We start from the raw sequence: 14,334 nt of genomic DNA, 5'->3' as shown, positions 1-14,334 counted from the left end.
TGACCAATCGTCTATATTTAGGAGCGGAGACTTTAGGGTAACAACACTTGACTAGACACCATTCGGTGTCTTATAATAAACAAGACACTAAAAGGTGTCCTATTATTGTAGGCACTGCGACCGGATAACCGTAAACTTTAAATGAGAAGAGGAGAGATGGAGATGTCCACTATCGTTGATTTCAAAAACGTGTCTACTGCAGGGTTAGAAACTTCGCCTGTAGCGGAGGCGCTTGCCGGCCTGCGTGCAAATGAAGCCCGTTATTTCATGAACAAATACAAACATGATTTCACGGTTGTACCGGCGAGCGAGAGCCAAGAAACGCTGGATTATGTCAATCGCGTATTAAAAGAAGAACGTAATATCGTGTTTGCCGCGAAACCGTTGGAAACGTCGTATTTCCAAGTGGAGAACATTAGATGGGCTTTTGTCTTTTACGAGGATGGTCTTGGCATTAACGTCTTGTACACCGTTGATGATCCTAAGAAGCGGGCCGTCGGATTTAAGCTATCCGAGGGGATGGAGGTTCCGGCAGAGCTAGGGAAATTTAAATTTGCCAGGCAGAAATCCAAGCTGGCCGGAACGATTCGCGGTTCGTTTTTTGTCATTAAAGGAGAATATGAGCAGTATTCGATTTAACTAAAGGGGCGCCTAATCTGGTGCCCCTTTAGTTTCGCTCATTAGATTTCAGGGTGCGCCGTATCATAAGTATCACGAACTTGATAAAATGAAGTCTACAGAAGTAAACAAGGTCTACGTTCTGAACTTGCGGGACCAAAGGAGTTACATATGGACAATGGTAATGTAATCTACGGGATATTGCCGCATCCTACCCTCACGGGGCATGTATTCGTACGATTGGAAAATGACGAGTGGTGTCTCCCAGGTATGCGAGTAGAAGGGCAAATCTCCTCGATTCTGGCAACACAAGAGATGTCGCATATGTTCGGTCAGCCCGTAGTTGCGTATAGATACATATCGATCTTGGAAAACAAGCAATTGGGTCGAACAGAGGGAATTTTCTTATTAGACAATCTCGGCAATGACGAACTGGCACAAACGGGTATCTGGGTAAGCAGCAATGACCTGCCCGATTTGCAATTCAAACGATTGGACCATCTCGAGGCTATATACGACTATTTTTCCGAATCGGAGAACGTTATTCAACCCAAGTTCCGCAGGCCATGGGAGAGCAGCGGGTGGTTTACTCAGGCCACGTCTTGGATAAAAGAAGTGCTCGGACCAATGGGTATCGAGGTTGTGGCTCGACCGGAACCCCTGAAATGGTGGAGTCTGTCGTGCGTCCTCCGGGTACCGACCACACATGGAAATGTCTACTTCAAGGTAAATGCGGAACAGCCGTTGTTTGTGGATGAAGCTGCGTTTCTCCAACGCATAGGTAAGCTTGTCCCGGGACGTGTACCGGTCGTCCTTGGAACTGAACCCCGTTACGGATGGATGTTGTCAAGCGATAGCGGAACCAGTATAAGAAATAGCGTTTCAATAGAACAGAAGATCGAGTTGCTGCGGATATTCGCGGGCATCCAGCTCGATTCCATTAACCACATAGATGAGTTGCTGGAGTTAGGCTGTGCCGATCGTAGACCGCATCGACATCTCTCCTTAATTGCGCCGCTTGTGGATGACGATCTGATGATAGCTCAACTTACATCGGAAGAAATCAGCGAGCTTCGAAAGCAAATGCCCAAAGTAGTAGAGATGTGCTCGAAGCTATCCGAGTACGCCGTTCCATCCACGCTCTTACATGGTGACCTTAACCTGGGGAATGTCACAAGCTCAAACGGCGGGCTGAGCTTCATCGATTGGACGGACGCATCCGTTGGCCATCCCTTCATGGATATGTTCCTCATCTTTGACGAAAGCGATTTAACGGTGCAGGCTCAACTGCGGGATGTTTATTTGGAAATGTGGAGCGATTTCGAGCCCATGCATCGTCTACTTGAACTTTGGTCGCTATGCGAGGTCATGCATGCCATCCATCACGCAATAAGCTACCAATCTATTCTGCACCACACCGAGGAAAGGTCCCGAGCCGAGCTGGACGATGGTCCGCCGTTTTACCTTCGTAAGGCATTGCGATTCCTTCAAGATTAAAGTGAGCAATAAAAAGGCAGGATCCGGGAGTACGAAATTATCCGGTTCACGAACCGGATGCTGCTCTGCGTGGAATCGACGCCGCTTGACCAAGAGCAGAAATTGCAAGTGGTGAATACGCTCGTGAACTACGTCTTCTATTTCGTTCTAGACAATTACCAGCATGAGCGAAATGTCTCCGCTATCCTTAAGGACCAGGGAGCGCCTCAACCGGGTGAAGAGATGATTCATCTTCTTGATTCCATGAGCGAGAAGGAAGCGGGACTGTTCCGGAGGATGTTCACAACCGGGTTGTTCCAGGTGATGGGAACCGATGCGTCGTTTGAGTTCGGCTAGAAGGTGATTTTGCTCGGGATTGAGCAAGTGATAAAGGAGCAGGAGAAGTAGACTGTAAACTAGAAAATTGAAGGGTAGGGGCATGAATGACGTATAATTACACGGACGATATGAAAACCAGGCTTAGAAGAATCGAAGGTCAAATTCGCGGCGTGCTTCGATTGATGGAGGAAGGCAAGCCGTGCAAGGAGGTTGTGAGTCAATTATCCGCGGTTCGTAATGCCTCGGATAAGGCAATCGCTCACATTGTGGCGGAAAATCTGCAGCAATGTCTCGTGGAAGAACTGGCAGCCGGCAACGATACGGACAAGCTGGTTAGAGAAGCTGTGGAGCTGCTTGTAAAGAGTAGATAGACTAGCGGGATCCAGAACAAGGAGGAACGATCGTGATGACGGAATCGAGCAACAGCTCGTATATCTCGAAGAATGAGCCAGACGCCATGGTCATCGCACAATTCAAACAGGCGGTGGAGGATAACGATTCGGAAGCAGTAAGGCAGTTGCTGCAAACCCATCCAACACTTGTTCCGCGGATCGACGAACCATGGTTTGCTTTTGATACACCGGCGATTGTGATTAGTGCAAGCAGGGGAAGACGCGAGATGGTTGATGTACTGCTAGAGTACGGGGCCGATATCAATGCCAAAAGCAGCTGGTGGGCGGGAGGATTCGGCGTCCTGCATCATGATCATCACGACTTGTCCCGTTATCTCATTGAGCGGGGCGCTGATGTCGATCCACATGCTGCGGCTTCATTGGGCATGCTGGATCGTCTGCGAATGATGGCGGAGAAGGATCCGGAAGCCGTTAATCAGCGAGGCCCGGACGGGCAGGTTCCTCTCCACTATGCCGTTTCATCTGAGGTTATTGATTTTCTGCTGGATCACGGGGCGGATATTGATAAGCGGGACGTGGATCACAATAGTACGCCAGCTCAATATGCAGTCAATAACCCGGACAAATGCCGGTATTTACTTGAACGCGGTGCCATGGCGGATATCTTCATGGCCTGTAAGCTGGGGGATGTCGAGCTTGTCCGTCAAATGCTATTGGAGGATCCAAATACTCTTCAAGCCCAGGTAGGCAAAGGGGAGTTCACCGGCGCAGGCGGGCATATTTATGAGTACAATATCGGTGCGGCGGCGAAGCCGGTTTTTCTGGCGGAACGGTTGGGTCTTGAGGCTATGACAGATTTGATGCTGTCGCACAGTTCGCTTGAGCAGAAATTCCTGCTGGCTTGCATGCGGGCGGATACAGAAACTGTCCATAGCATGTTAAGCGAACAAGCGGATATTGTCCAAGCGCTAGGGCCGGAAGATCAGAGTGTGCTCGTTGAAGCAGCATGGGAGGATCAAGCAGATGCAGTAGGGCTCATGCTGGAGGTTGGCTTTAACGTAGATGCACGCCGCAATGACCGATCGATGACAGCCATTCATGGTGCTGCCGTACAAGGAAACAAGGAAGTCGTTCGGCTACTGATCCGCAACGGTGCCTCTATGGACATTCGGAATGAGTTCGGCGGAACGCCAATGAACAGCTGTATCTGGGGATCTCTTCATATTCAAAATCCCCAAGGCGATTATGCCGCGGTTGCGGATAGCCTCATTAAGGCAGGGGTTAAGCTGCCCGACCAAGCCATGGGCAGTGAGACGGTGAAGGAAGTTCTTATTCGGCACGGAGTGCCCGGCGCGAAAGGTTAACCTCCAACCTTTTTCTCAAGGGATCTATTTTGAAAGTTTTCTCGTGGATGATTTTTGGTATAATATCGGGAGATACTAGGATTATATGGATAGAAAATGAGGGATGACAATGTCGTATATCGTTGATTTTAAACAGGTGTCTACGGTTGGTTTAGAATCCTCACCGGTAGCAGATGCGCTAGCCGGCTTGCGTGCGAATGAGGCCCGTTATTTCATGAACAAATACGAGCATGTATTTACGACTGTACCTGCTAGCGAAAGCCAGGAAAGCCTTGATTATGCGAACCGGATTTTGAAAGAAGAACGCGGTATCGAGTTTGCGGCAAAACCGTTAGAAACGTCGCGTTTCCAAGTGGAAAATATCCAATTTACTTACGTCTTCTATGAAGACGGTCTTTCGATCAATGTTATGTATACGGTGGATGACCCTAAGAAGCGGGCTGTTGGCTTTAAGCTGTCTGAGGGGATGGAGATTCCAAAGGAATTAGAACCGAAGTTCAAGTTCGCCAGGCAGAAGTCCAAGCTGGCCGGCACCATCCGGGGCTCGTTCTTTGTGATTAAAGGCGAATATTAAGAACAGGAGTCGTATGCTAAAAAAAGGGAAGAGCCCATATCAAAGGGGTTCTTCCTTTTTTGCGTTCACCAAATAGATAATAGAGCGAAATACTGGGTGCAAGGATACGTATCAGAAGTAACTCGCCATAATGAGAGCTATTCGGTGTTGACACAATTGTAACCAATGGTTATATTATTACCAACGGTAAGTAACCGATGGTTTTGAGATGGGGAGTGAGATTATGTTTGCAGGACATTTCGGTTTGGCGGCAGGCATTAAGGCTAAGGCGCCGGAAATTCCGCTATGGGCTTTGATGGCAGGCACGCAGCTATTGGACATTGCGTTCATTCCGATGCTGCTCAGCGGAGCAGAGACAATCGAAGAGACCCGTCCCGGAGGCGGCTACGGGGAAGCGATCATCCATGCGGACTATACGCATTCACTTGCCGGCGCTTTGTTAATCGCGCTAATAGCGGGGCTTGCCGCATGGCTATTCTGGGGGAGACGGGCAAGCGGTATCCTCGCGGGAGTCGTATTCAGCCATTGGCTGCTCGATCTCGTCGTGCATCGCTCCGATATGCCCATTTTGCCGGGAAACGCTATGGATCTACCGTTCCTGGGGTTGGGTGCGTGGAAATCTCCGGGCTTGTCCGCGTCAATGGAACTTGTTCTGATCGCGGGAGGGTTATGGATGTATGCCCGGTCGGCGCTCGAGAAGGGGCGCGGCGGCGGTAGAGCGGCGGCGATTATCTCCATCTCGGTGCTCGGCTGCGTGCTCGGACTAGCTCTCGTCACGTCCGTGACAGGATGGTTCTAAGGAGGGCCGATAAATGAGCTTTATTATCTATCTGTTTGTATTCATGGCCTTATGCGGTTGGCTGGACGCCCGAATCACGAAAAATATTTGAGATCGTACATCATTATTGGGGTAATATCGGATGATAACGGGAGAACCCTTCAGGGCTCGTTATTCGTTATTAAAGGGCAATATTAATAATGGAAGGGTGGAAATAACCTATGATCAACGCGGCACATATTATATTGTATAGCACGGATGCGGAAGCGGATCGGGTTTTTATCCGAGACGTACTCGGATTGGCAGGTGTCGATGCCGGCGGCGGTTGGCTGATATTCAAACTTCCCCCTGCCGAGCTGGCTGTGCATCCGACAGATGGACCACCCAAGCAAGAATTCTATTTTATGTGCGATGATATCGAGAAAACGCTTATGGATTTATCCGCGAAGGGCGTTACGATTTCGGCGCCAATTCGTGAGCAAGGCTGGGGCAGACTAGCCTCCATAAAGCTTCCAAGCGGTGCGGATCTTCCGATTTACCAGCCGCTCCATCCCGTAGCTTACGATCTGGAGAGCTGAGCTTTGCGTTCATACAAAAAGTTAAAGGCCTTCCTTCTATAAGGATGGCCTTAAAAAGTATCCGTTATTAAACACTGGGGATTGGAGCAGCGTTAGGCAGCCAATGCTTCCTTCGTGATCTGCTCAATGTCGATTTGAGAGCGGGCTCCTTCGCTTACAAGATCAGGCAAAATGTGCTGCAGGAAATAATCGACGCAGTGCAGGCGGATGTCTTTGATCTTAATTAGCGCATGTCGGTACATGACAATGAATTCGTGCTCGGAATTCCCTTTCTGGAGCTCGGCGAACGCTTCGTAGATTTGATCCATTTTATCGGCTACTTCGAGAATTTGCCCTTCCACGGAATCATCTTTCCCTTCGCGCAGTTGTCTGCGGAAGATTGCTTTGAATTCTTCAGGGATATGCTCTTCGATGAAATGGGCCACCATACCTTCTTCAACTTGCTGCAACAAGGAGCGCAGCTCCATGGAGTAGTGTTTGACGGGCGTCTTGATATCGCCAATGAAAATTTCACCATAGTCGTGACTGCTGGTGATCTCATAAAGCTTCTTCCAGTCAACAGCGACGCCATGGCTTTCCTCGATATCGGCCAGCGTTTTGGCATACTGGAGCACTTTCCACGAATGTTCGGCAACGCTATGTTCTTGGAATTTGAATTTGCCGGGACAACGAATGATTCGCTCCAAGTCGGTCAACGACTGGAAATACGCATGAATGCCCATAGGATCAGATTCCTTTCTTCGATAGAGTGTTGGTTTGCTGCCGTCGTAGGTCCAGTATAAAGGCGGATTGTTAGCGGATCATTAACTCGGAATTGGCAATCGGTGGCTGAGACAAGCAAAAAGGACGGAGCTTCATAAGCTCCGTCCTTCCCACGTTACACTACTACCCGCGACAAGATCTCATCTTTAAACTGTTCAATAGCGGCATCCGTGTCGATCGTATAGCCGCATTCCAGGCCGACGAATCCGGAGAAGCCGGTATCTTGGATGGCTTTCAGGATGTTCACGTAATTCAGTTCCCCGGTGCCCGGCTGCTTGCGTCCAGGGTTGTCTGCGATGTGATAATGATTGATCCGCTCCAGATAGCCGGTCGCGTTGCGGATGACATTACCTTCCGTAATCTGCTGATGGTAGACGTCGAACACGAGCTTCACGTTCGGGCTGCCAACTTGATCGACCACGTCCACGGATTCGTCCGAGCGCTGCAAGAAATGGCCCTTATGATCGACGAGTCCATTAAGCGGCTCGAGTTCCAGGACGATGCCGGCCTTCTCGAGCATGGGTGCGCAGCGCTTCAGTGTCTCAACCATCGTCGCACGCTGAACGTCGCGAGGGACGCCATCTATTTCGTTGCCTGTCTGCGAAATGATAGATTTGATGTTCAAAATCCGGCAAGCTTCGATGGTCTGCCTTACGCCTTCGATGTAAGCCTCCCGCTGCGATTCGTCGACTAAGCTGATGAAATGCGTGCACGTCGCGCTGATGCCGACGCCAATACGCTCTTGTTCCGCGGCAAACGACCTCAGATCTTCGCCCAGCTCCCACCACTTGTAGTATTCGAGGCCATGAAAGCCATGTTCCTTGATTTTCTCCAGATGATAGACGGCGTCTTTGCCTTGGTAAGCCCCGATACACAATGAATATTTCATGCTGCCAATCCGCTCCCCTGAACATGTATGATTCATGCACTTACTTTGAAACCCGCCACTTGCGATTGAGCTCGCGAAATTGGGTCGGAGATATGCCAACGTAGGACTTGAATAGTCTCGTAAAGTTCTGTAATTCGCTATAGCCTAACCGCTGCGAAATTTCCGTCACGGACAGATCGGATGTCTCCAGCCATGTCTTTGCCCTCTGGATCCGCATTTCGCGCTGGACTTGGAGCGGGGACTTGCCGAACAGCTCCTTGAACCGGTTGCTTACATAAGTGGGATGCATGTGAAGCTCATCCGCCATCTGCTGCAGCGTAAGTGGTTCTTCCGGCGATTGTACGACGCGTGACAGCATATCCAGGAACACGTCGGATTTGGCGACGTCCTTCTGGGCGTCTTTCTGACGGAGTGCGCTGTTCAAAATGATGTACAAGAGCTCGAGCGACTTCGCTCGCGTTAAGATCGAACGCGGCAAGGAGGGCATGCGGGCATCCGCCGAATCCATGAATTGCATGAACACGTTCTCGAAATACACGTGATCTTGCAGCTGAAACACGAAGGGGATGCGGAACATCTTCATGACGTCCATGATGCCCTCGATTTCAAAGGTGAAATGCCACCAAAGAAACTCGGTTTGGTCGGAGGTGTCTTTATAATGATCATGCGCCACGTTCGGTGGAATGAAGGCCACGGTCCCCGGTTCGAGCGCCATCTCTTCGCCATCGATTCGGAGCTTGGCGCTGCCCGACTTCAAATACGACATGACGTAGAAGGGAAGCGTACGGTTCAGCGTCTTCATCTCGCTGCGGCGATGCACATCGAACTGGACAATGAGCAGCTCGGCATGCCTTAAGAGATCGCTCAAACTATCGCTCATACCACTTCTCCCTTTCTTGTTGCGGATTAAAACGTGACGCCGAGCTTAATGCTTTGCTCCGGACTTTGATCAACGTATGTCTCGTAGCCCTCCGCGGATTCCTCGAAAGGGATGACCGGGTAAATGATACTATCGCAATTGATTCGGCCATTCGAGAGGATATCCCAGCATACGTCTTCGATGCGGCGCCAGCTCCAGCGCGGGTAGTCCGGGTTCGGCTCGCTGCACGCGCGGGAGAAGACGATTTTGGCATTGTTGAAATGCGCTTCGCGGCCCAGATCCAGCCCGCCTTTGAACGCTCTTGCCCAGCCGAGGAAAGCGATCGTGCCGCCGTAAGCCAGACCGCGTAGCCCTTGCTGAAGCGCGAATTCGTTGGCGCTTGTCTCCAAGATCACATCGACGCCGAGCTTGCCGGTCGCTTTCTTAAGCTCGAGACCCACGTCATCCGTGGTGGGATCGAACGCCGCATCCGCACCGTTCTTAAGCGCGACTTCGCGCCGGCCCGCGATCGGATCGATAACGGCCACCCAGCTGGCGCCGGCCAGCTTCGCCAGCTGTGCAGCGATTTGGCCGATCGCGCCGAGGCCGAAGACTGCGACCCGGTCGCCCGCCCTAACGTGGGCGTCGCGAATGCCGCCAAGCGCAAACTGAGCGGGATTGAAACACACCGCATTTTTCCATGACATGCCCTCGGGCATTTTTTTCAAATAATAGTTGTTGACCGCGTTCACGATATGCGTTTCACGAATGCCGCCGTAGCAAGATACACGGTCGCCGACTTGATAGTCCGTTACTTCCGAACCCGCCTCTGTAATGACACCTACCCAGATGTTGCCGAGGTTCCAACGTCCGAACCCGCCGTCTGTATGGATGTCCTTCGGATCTCGCGGCAAGAACAGATTCCAACCTTCTTTATCGTCGAAGTAATCAGCCGTATGCGGGCTTTCTCCGCGGAAGCCTGCAAGATCGGTGCCGTGCTTGGGCGAAGCGTGGTCGACGCGCACCTTCACTTCATTCGGCAAAATAGCACGATCCTCATAAGTAGTAATCGCCGCTTTACGCGGGGCGGACGCGATCAATTGTTTAGGCATGCTTCATCCTCCTGATTGTTAGATGATACTAATCACTTATGAATAAGAACATGATTGCATTGTTATCGCTTACAGTTCGATTATATAGCATGTTTAACGATCAACCGTTATCCAAAACCGATGGATACTTATCATTTCTACAGGTTTTCAGGAAATTAAAAAAACTCCTCAAATGTGAGGAGCTAAAACCGCCCAATCGCAACAATCAAAGCCAGCGCGATGAACACGATGTTCACGCCGACTTCCCGGTATTCCTTCCGCGCAATATGAAACAGGGCACCGCAGAGGACGACCCCGGCAAGAGCGGTTGCGGCAACCGGGGTTAATACAGGTGCGATATCCAATGCTTGCGGCAGGATGAGTCCGACTGCACCGAGTAATTCTGCTACCCCGATAAAGGCTACGAAGGCCTGCCGAACGTCTTTGACCCAGCCCCAAGACGCCTTCGCTTTCTCAAACTGAAATGCCTTTAACCAGCCTGAATAAACGAAACCCAATGCTGCAATGCCTTGTACGATCCATAATGCGATGTTCATAATGATCTCTCCCCCGATTACCGATTGGTTGACTGCTAAACGTATAATAGCCCTTGGGGCCGACGTTAGGAAGTAGGCACTTTTTTTAAACCTAGTATTTAAAAGTAACCTTGATCGGGTAATGGGGGAAGCGGGATTGTCCGTATTTGGCAGCTTTGGACATAGGGTTGTGAGGTGGGACATATAAATTAGGTAGAGTCTTGCCGCGAAGAATGCCTGAAAAAAACAATTGATTTCTGCTGCGATTGGCTTTATAACTATAATTAGAATAATTATTATTTAGTACTAATTTTAGTTTTAGGGGTGATAACATTGAATATGGATAATGCTAACGCAGGGAAATGTCCGTTCAATCATGGAAGCGCTACTAGTCCGGTAGCTAGCGGAACGTCGAATAGAAACTGGTGGCCGAACCAATTGAATTTGAACATTCTTCATCAGCATGATCAGAAATCGAATCCGATGGGCGCAGCGTTTAACTATGCAGAGGAATTCGCGAAGCTCGACTATCCCGCTCTCAAACAGGATCTGCGCGATCTGATGACAACGAGTCAAGAGTGGTGGCCGGCTGACTACGGACATTATGGTCCTTTCTTTATCCGCATGGCTTGGCACTCAGCAGGTACGTATCGTACAGGTGATGGGCGCGGCGGGGCTGGGACCGGCACGCAGCGTTTTGCTCCTCTTAACAGCTGGCCCGATAACGGCAACCTGGATAAAGCGCGCCGATTGCTATGGCCGATTAAACAGAAATATGGCAATAAGATTTCTTGGGCGGACTTGTTCATCCTAACGGGCAATGTTGCCATTGAATCTATGGGCGGCAAAACATTCGGTTTCGGCGGCGGCCGCGAGGACGTCTGGCATCCGGAAGAGGATATCTACTGGGGTACTGAAACGGAATGGCTGGGCGACAACCGCTACAAAGGCGATCGTGAGCTGGATAACCCGTTAGCCGCCGTTCAAATGGGTCTTATTTATGTCAATCCAGAAGGCCCGAACGGCAAGCCGGACCCGCTTGCAAGCGCTCGCGACATTCGTGAAACGTTTAGCCGGATGGGCATGAACGATGAAGAGACCGTCGCTCTCGTAGCGGGCGGGCATACCTTCGGAAAAGCACACGGCGCGGGAGATGCTGCGCTCGTGGGAGCGGAGCCGGAAGGCGCTTCTATTGAAGCGCAAGGCTTGGGCTGGTTGAGCACGCATGGCTCCGGCAAAGGCCGCGATACCATCACCAGCGGTATTGAAGGCGCTTGGACGGCGAATCCAACGCAATGGGACAATGGATTCTTCGAGCTGCTGCTCGGGTATGAGTGGAAGCTCACGAAGAGCCCGGCAGGCGCGAATCAATGGACACCTGTAAACCCTGCCGAGGAGCATCTTGCACCGGACGCGGAAGATGCGTCGGTTCGTGTTCCGACGATCATGACCACCGCGGACATGGCGCTGCGCACAGATCCGGCCTACGAGCAAATTTCTCGCCGTTACTACGAGAATCCGGAAGAGTTTGCGGATGCCTTCGCGCGTGCCTGGTTCAAACTTACGCACCGTGACATGGGGCCTCGTGCAAGATATCTGGGTCCGGAAGTGCCGGAAGAGGTGCTAATCTGGCAGGATCCCGTACCGGCTGCCGAAACGGAGCTGGCCGATGCTGAAGTAGAGGAACTGAAATTGAAAATCCTGAGCGCAGGACTTACAGTCGGCGAACTGGTATCGACAGCCTGGGCTTCGGCGAGTACATTCCGCGGCTCCGATATGCGCGGCGGCGCGAACGGTGCCCGGATCCGTCTTGCGCCACAGAAGGATTGGGAAGTGAACCAGCCGGAACAGCTGGCGAAGGTTATTTCGACACTGGAAGCGATTCAGAGCGGTCTCGATAAGCAAGTAAGCTTGGCTGATTTGATCGTACTGGGCGGAAGCGCCGCAGTAGAGAAAGCCGCTCGTGATGCAGGCTTTGATGTGACGGTACCGTTCACCTCCGGTCGCGGCGATGCAACGCAAGAGCAAACGGATGTAGAGAGCTTCGCGGTACTGGAGCCGGTTGCCGACGGGTTCCGTAACTACCAGAAGAAGCAGTACAGCATTAGCCCGGCAGAGCTTCTGGTGGATAAGGCGCATCTGCTGAACCTTACCGCGCCGGAAATGACGGTACTTGTGGGCGGCATGCGCGTGCTGGGCACCAACTTTGGAAATACCGAGCATGGCGTATTCACCGATCGTGAAGGCACGCTCACGAATGACTTCTTCGTCAACCTGCTTGATATGAGCCTACAGTGGAAGCCGGTGAACTCGGTCGTCTACGAAGGGCGTGACCGGAAGACAGGTGAGGTTGTGCGCACTGCGACAATCGTTGACCTCGTATTCGGCTCGAACTCCGTCCTGCGTGCCATTGCAGAGGTCTATGCGCAGGATGATAACAAAGAAAAGTTCGTGCGTGACTTCATCGCAGCTTGGGTAAAAGTGATGAATGCCGACCGTTATGATCTTGCATAAGGCGAGCTAAAGCAGGCAAAGCACTTATTGGATTCCTATAATAGAAAGTAAAGAGCGCCAACCTATTTAGGTGGCGCTCTTATTTTTTGCCTGGCTAGTATGCTATTATGGCAATAACTCCGGGTATTGTACCGCCATCATCAGGCATCGAAAGTGGGTTCGTTTCAGATATGAATTTCATCCTCATGGCAGCGATGTCTTTAGTGCCGTTATTCCTAGGAATCGCCTGCAAAATGTTGTTTAAAACAAAACTAACGAACGCCATGTTAATCTTTATGGTTTTCATGTGTTTGTGGCAATTGGATGTAAGTGTGTTATACAGCCTCGATATACTGGACCAAACCAGCATACTGGTTCTGTTCAAGCTATTTCGAATAGGGTCTATTATGCTTCCGGTCGCTTTCTTATATGTTGGCTACGTCACGCTAAAGTATCAAATTAAAGAGAACGTAAAGTGGATGAACGGGATTATCAATACATACACGTTAGGCATTTATGGCATATGGTCCTTATTTATTTATTCGGTCAATTGGACGACCTATGGCGTAACAGGCTTGAAAACAATTGCCGCCGGTACGACAACCGTGCTCTATCCCGTATACGGGGAATGGGGCGCTTTGTTTGTCAATCATATCAAACTATTGATTATTAGTATTTTACTAACGCTCATTGCCAGCAGGAAAGTACCGGATAAATTCGTGAAGAGCTTTCTGACTGCATTCAGTCTGACGTTTCTGTTTACCTATATGATTGGCGTGCTCAACCTGCAGGCGGGAACCTTCATTTATTCGAGCCAAATTGCCGTTATGATTTTCTCGATCCTGATCTTCTTTATTTTTGTCCGGCTGAGTACAAAGATTATTAGAGAAACGGCCCAAATCCTAAAGCGCAAAGAGAAAGAAGCGCAAGTGGAGATGAACACGTCCGGTTTAATCCATGAGATTGGCAATCCGCTAACCGTTGTGAACGGCTATTCAGCGCTGTTAACACAGAACGAGCAGCTCGACTCTAGAGCGAAAGGAATGGTTAGCCAAATTACGGTTGCCGGTTCCCATATGAGCAGCATTATTGCAAATTACGATCAATTTATTAAAAGCGGCAAAATTAATAGAGTAGACGCCGACATCATGGAAGTGGTGCAAGAATCGTTAGTGCTAACTTCAATTCGAATCCAAGAAAAGAACATTCAGATTGATTTGAGCGAGCAGAAACGGATGGTCGTCAGCATTGATAAAGATAAGATGAGACAAGTGTTTACGAATCTAATCAATAACAGTATCGAGGCCATGGAAGGCAAAGAGCGGAAAATCATTAAAATTACAATCGCGAGTAAAAATAATGACAGCACGATTATATTCTCGGATACGGGCTCGGGGATTGCCCGCGAGGAAAGGGATCGTATTTTCAAGCCATTCCATACGACGAAGGAAGCGGGCATGGGGCTCGGATTATCGATTTCGCAGCGAATATTAAATTCACATGGCGGATATATTGAACTACTGAAAAGCGATGAGTCCGGAACGGAAATTAAAGTTTCGATTCCGTTTGTCGATTATGATCAGTTCGTGACGGGGTAAGACCGCGGCTGCCCAGTAAGCTGTGA

General features: G+C 50.3%; 14 protein-coding genes and 1 pseudogene. 10 read left to right on the top strand and 5 right to left on the bottom strand.

The window, feature by feature from the left end:
* Positions 1-162: 162 nt before the first annotated feature.
* The 8 genes and pseudogenes from AC6ESO_RS26180 (at position 163) to AC6ESO_RS26145 (ending at position 6,080) form a co-directional block, all read left to right on the top strand.
* A complete protein-coding gene (locus AC6ESO_RS26180) occupies positions 163-639 on the top strand; it encodes a DUF8821 family protein (protein ID WP_497093968.1) in 477 nt (158 codons plus the stop codon).
* 150 nt (positions 640-789) lie between these two features.
* Positions 790-2,115 carry an aminoglycoside phosphotransferase family protein gene (locus AC6ESO_RS26175; RefSeq protein ID WP_497093967.1) on the top strand — a complete coding sequence of 442 codons (1,326 nt, stop codon included), beginning with the start codon at positions 790-792 and terminating at the stop codon, positions 2,113-2,115.
* A gap of 27 nt (positions 2,116-2,142) precedes the next feature.
* Positions 2,143-2,451 (top strand): annotated as a pseudogene (locus AC6ESO_RS26170) (TetR/AcrR family transcriptional regulator); the annotation flags it as partial.
* 86 nt (positions 2,452-2,537) lie between these two features.
* Positions 2,538-2,804, top strand: coding sequence for a metal-sensing transcriptional repressor (locus AC6ESO_RS26165; RefSeq protein WP_494819576.1), 267 nt, complete (start codon positions 2,538-2,540; stop codon positions 2,802-2,804).
* Positions 2,805-2,839: 35 nt separating this feature from the next.
* On the top strand, positions 2,840-4,150 hold the full coding sequence (locus tag AC6ESO_RS26160) for an ankyrin repeat domain-containing protein (protein WP_497094016.1): 1,311 nt from the start codon (positions 2,840-2,842) through the stop codon (positions 4,148-4,150).
* A gap of 109 nt (positions 4,151-4,259) precedes the next feature.
* A complete protein-coding gene (locus AC6ESO_RS26155) occupies positions 4,260-4,724 on the top strand; it encodes a DUF8821 family protein (protein ID WP_497093966.1) in 465 nt (154 codons plus the stop codon).
* 223 nt (positions 4,725-4,947) lie between these two features.
* Complete coding sequence (locus AC6ESO_RS26150) at positions 4,948-5,523, top strand: metal-dependent hydrolase (protein WP_497093965.1); 576 nt, start codon at positions 4,948-4,950, stop codon at positions 5,521-5,523.
* Positions 5,524-5,723: 200 nt separating this feature from the next.
* On the top strand, positions 5,724-6,080 hold the full coding sequence (locus AC6ESO_RS26145) for a VOC family protein (RefSeq protein ID WP_497093964.1): 357 nt from the start codon (positions 5,724-5,726) through the stop codon (positions 6,078-6,080).
* 92 nt (positions 6,081-6,172) lie between these two features.
* Here AC6ESO_RS26145 and AC6ESO_RS26140 read toward each other — a convergent pair whose 3' ends face one another.
* The 5 genes from AC6ESO_RS26140 to AC6ESO_RS26120 form a co-directional block, all read right to left on the bottom strand.
* Positions 6,173-6,802, bottom strand: coding sequence for a YfbR-like 5'-deoxynucleotidase (locus AC6ESO_RS26140; protein WP_497093963.1), 630 nt, complete (start codon positions 6,800-6,802; stop codon positions 6,173-6,175).
* Between the two features lie 155 nt (positions 6,803-6,957).
* Positions 6,958-7,731 carry a hydroxypyruvate isomerase family protein gene (locus AC6ESO_RS26135; RefSeq protein ID WP_497093962.1) on the bottom strand — a complete coding sequence of 258 codons (774 nt, stop codon included), beginning with the start codon at positions 7,729-7,731 and terminating at the stop codon, positions 6,958-6,960.
* Positions 7,732-7,771: 40 nt separating this feature from the next.
* Entirely contained in the window at positions 7,772-8,611 is an 840-nt protein-coding gene (locus AC6ESO_RS26130; RefSeq protein ID WP_497093961.1) for an AraC family transcriptional regulator, read from the bottom strand.
* Between the two features lie 26 nt (positions 8,612-8,637).
* Positions 8,638-9,702: a zinc-dependent alcohol dehydrogenase gene (locus tag AC6ESO_RS26125; RefSeq protein ID WP_497093960.1), complete on the bottom strand. Its 1,065-nt coding sequence runs from the start codon at positions 9,700-9,702 to the stop codon at positions 8,638-8,640.
* A 182-nt stretch (positions 9,703-9,884) separates the two neighbouring features.
* A complete protein-coding gene (locus AC6ESO_RS26120; RefSeq protein ID WP_497093959.1) occupies positions 9,885-10,238 on the bottom strand; it encodes a DoxX family protein in 354 nt (117 codons plus the stop codon).
* Between the two features lie 318 nt (positions 10,239-10,556).
* Here AC6ESO_RS26120 and katG point away from each other — a divergent pair, with 318 nt between their 5' ends.
* Both katG and AC6ESO_RS26110 read left to right on the top strand, forming a co-directional pair.
* Positions 10,557-12,731, top strand: a complete 2,175-nt coding sequence (gene katG / locus AC6ESO_RS26115; RefSeq protein ID WP_497094015.1) for a catalase/peroxidase HPI — start codon at positions 10,557-10,559, stop codon at positions 12,729-12,731.
* Positions 12,732-12,964: 233 nt separating this feature from the next.
* Positions 12,965-14,308: a sensor histidine kinase gene (locus AC6ESO_RS26110; protein WP_497093958.1), complete on the top strand. Its 1,344-nt coding sequence runs from the start codon at positions 12,965-12,967 to the stop codon at positions 14,306-14,308.
* Positions 14,309-14,334 lie beyond the last annotated feature (26 nt).

Source organism: Paenibacillus rhizoryzae (genome assembly GCF_059686995.1).
The sequence above is the reverse complement of the archived record's forward strand: the minus strand, read 5'-3'. Positions and strand labels throughout refer to the sequence as shown.

Excerpts from the sequence above, each read along its gene's own strand:
- AC6ESO_RS26180 (WP_497093968.1), top strand. The coding sequence starts at position 163 with ATGTCCACTATCGTTGATTTCAAAAACGTGTCTACTGCAGGGTTAGAA.
- AC6ESO_RS26175 (WP_497093967.1), top strand. The coding sequence starts at position 790 with ATGGACAATGGTAATGTAATCTACGGGATATTGCCGCATCCTACCCTC.
- AC6ESO_RS26165 (WP_494819576.1), top strand. The coding sequence starts at position 2,538 with ATGACGTATAATTACACGGACGATATGAAAACCAGGCTTAGAAGAATC.
- AC6ESO_RS26160 (WP_497094016.1), top strand. The coding sequence starts at position 2,840 with ATGACGGAATCGAGCAACAGCTCGTATATCTCGAAGAATGAGCCAGAC.
- AC6ESO_RS26155 (WP_497093966.1), top strand. The coding sequence starts at position 4,260 with ATGTCGTATATCGTTGATTTTAAACAGGTGTCTACGGTTGGTTTAGAA.
- AC6ESO_RS26150 (WP_497093965.1), top strand. The coding sequence starts at position 4,948 with ATGTTTGCAGGACATTTCGGTTTGGCGGCAGGCATTAAGGCTAAGGCG.
- AC6ESO_RS26145 (WP_497093964.1), top strand. The coding sequence starts at position 5,724 with ATGATCAACGCGGCACATATTATATTGTATAGCACGGATGCGGAAGCG.
- AC6ESO_RS26140 (WP_497093963.1), bottom strand. The coding sequence starts at position 6,802 with ATGGGCATTCATGCGTATTTCCAGTCGTTGACCGACTTGGAGCGAATC.
- AC6ESO_RS26135 (WP_497093962.1), bottom strand. The coding sequence starts at position 7,731 with ATGAAATATTCATTGTGTATCGGGGCTTACCAAGGCAAAGACGCCGTC.
- AC6ESO_RS26130 (WP_497093961.1), bottom strand. The coding sequence starts at position 8,611 with ATGAGCGATAGTTTGAGCGATCTCTTAAGGCATGCCGAGCTGCTCATT.
- AC6ESO_RS26125 (WP_497093960.1), bottom strand. The coding sequence starts at position 9,702 with ATGCCTAAACAATTGATCGCGTCCGCCCCGCGTAAAGCGGCGATTACT.
- AC6ESO_RS26120 (WP_497093959.1), bottom strand. The coding sequence starts at position 10,238 with ATGAACATCGCATTATGGATCGTACAAGGCATTGCAGCATTGGGTTTC.
- katG (WP_497094015.1), top strand. The coding sequence starts at position 10,557 with ATGGATAATGCTAACGCAGGGAAATGTCCGTTCAATCATGGAAGCGCT.
- AC6ESO_RS26110 (WP_497093958.1), top strand. The coding sequence starts at position 12,965 with ATGTTGTTTAAAACAAAACTAACGAACGCCATGTTAATCTTTATGGTT.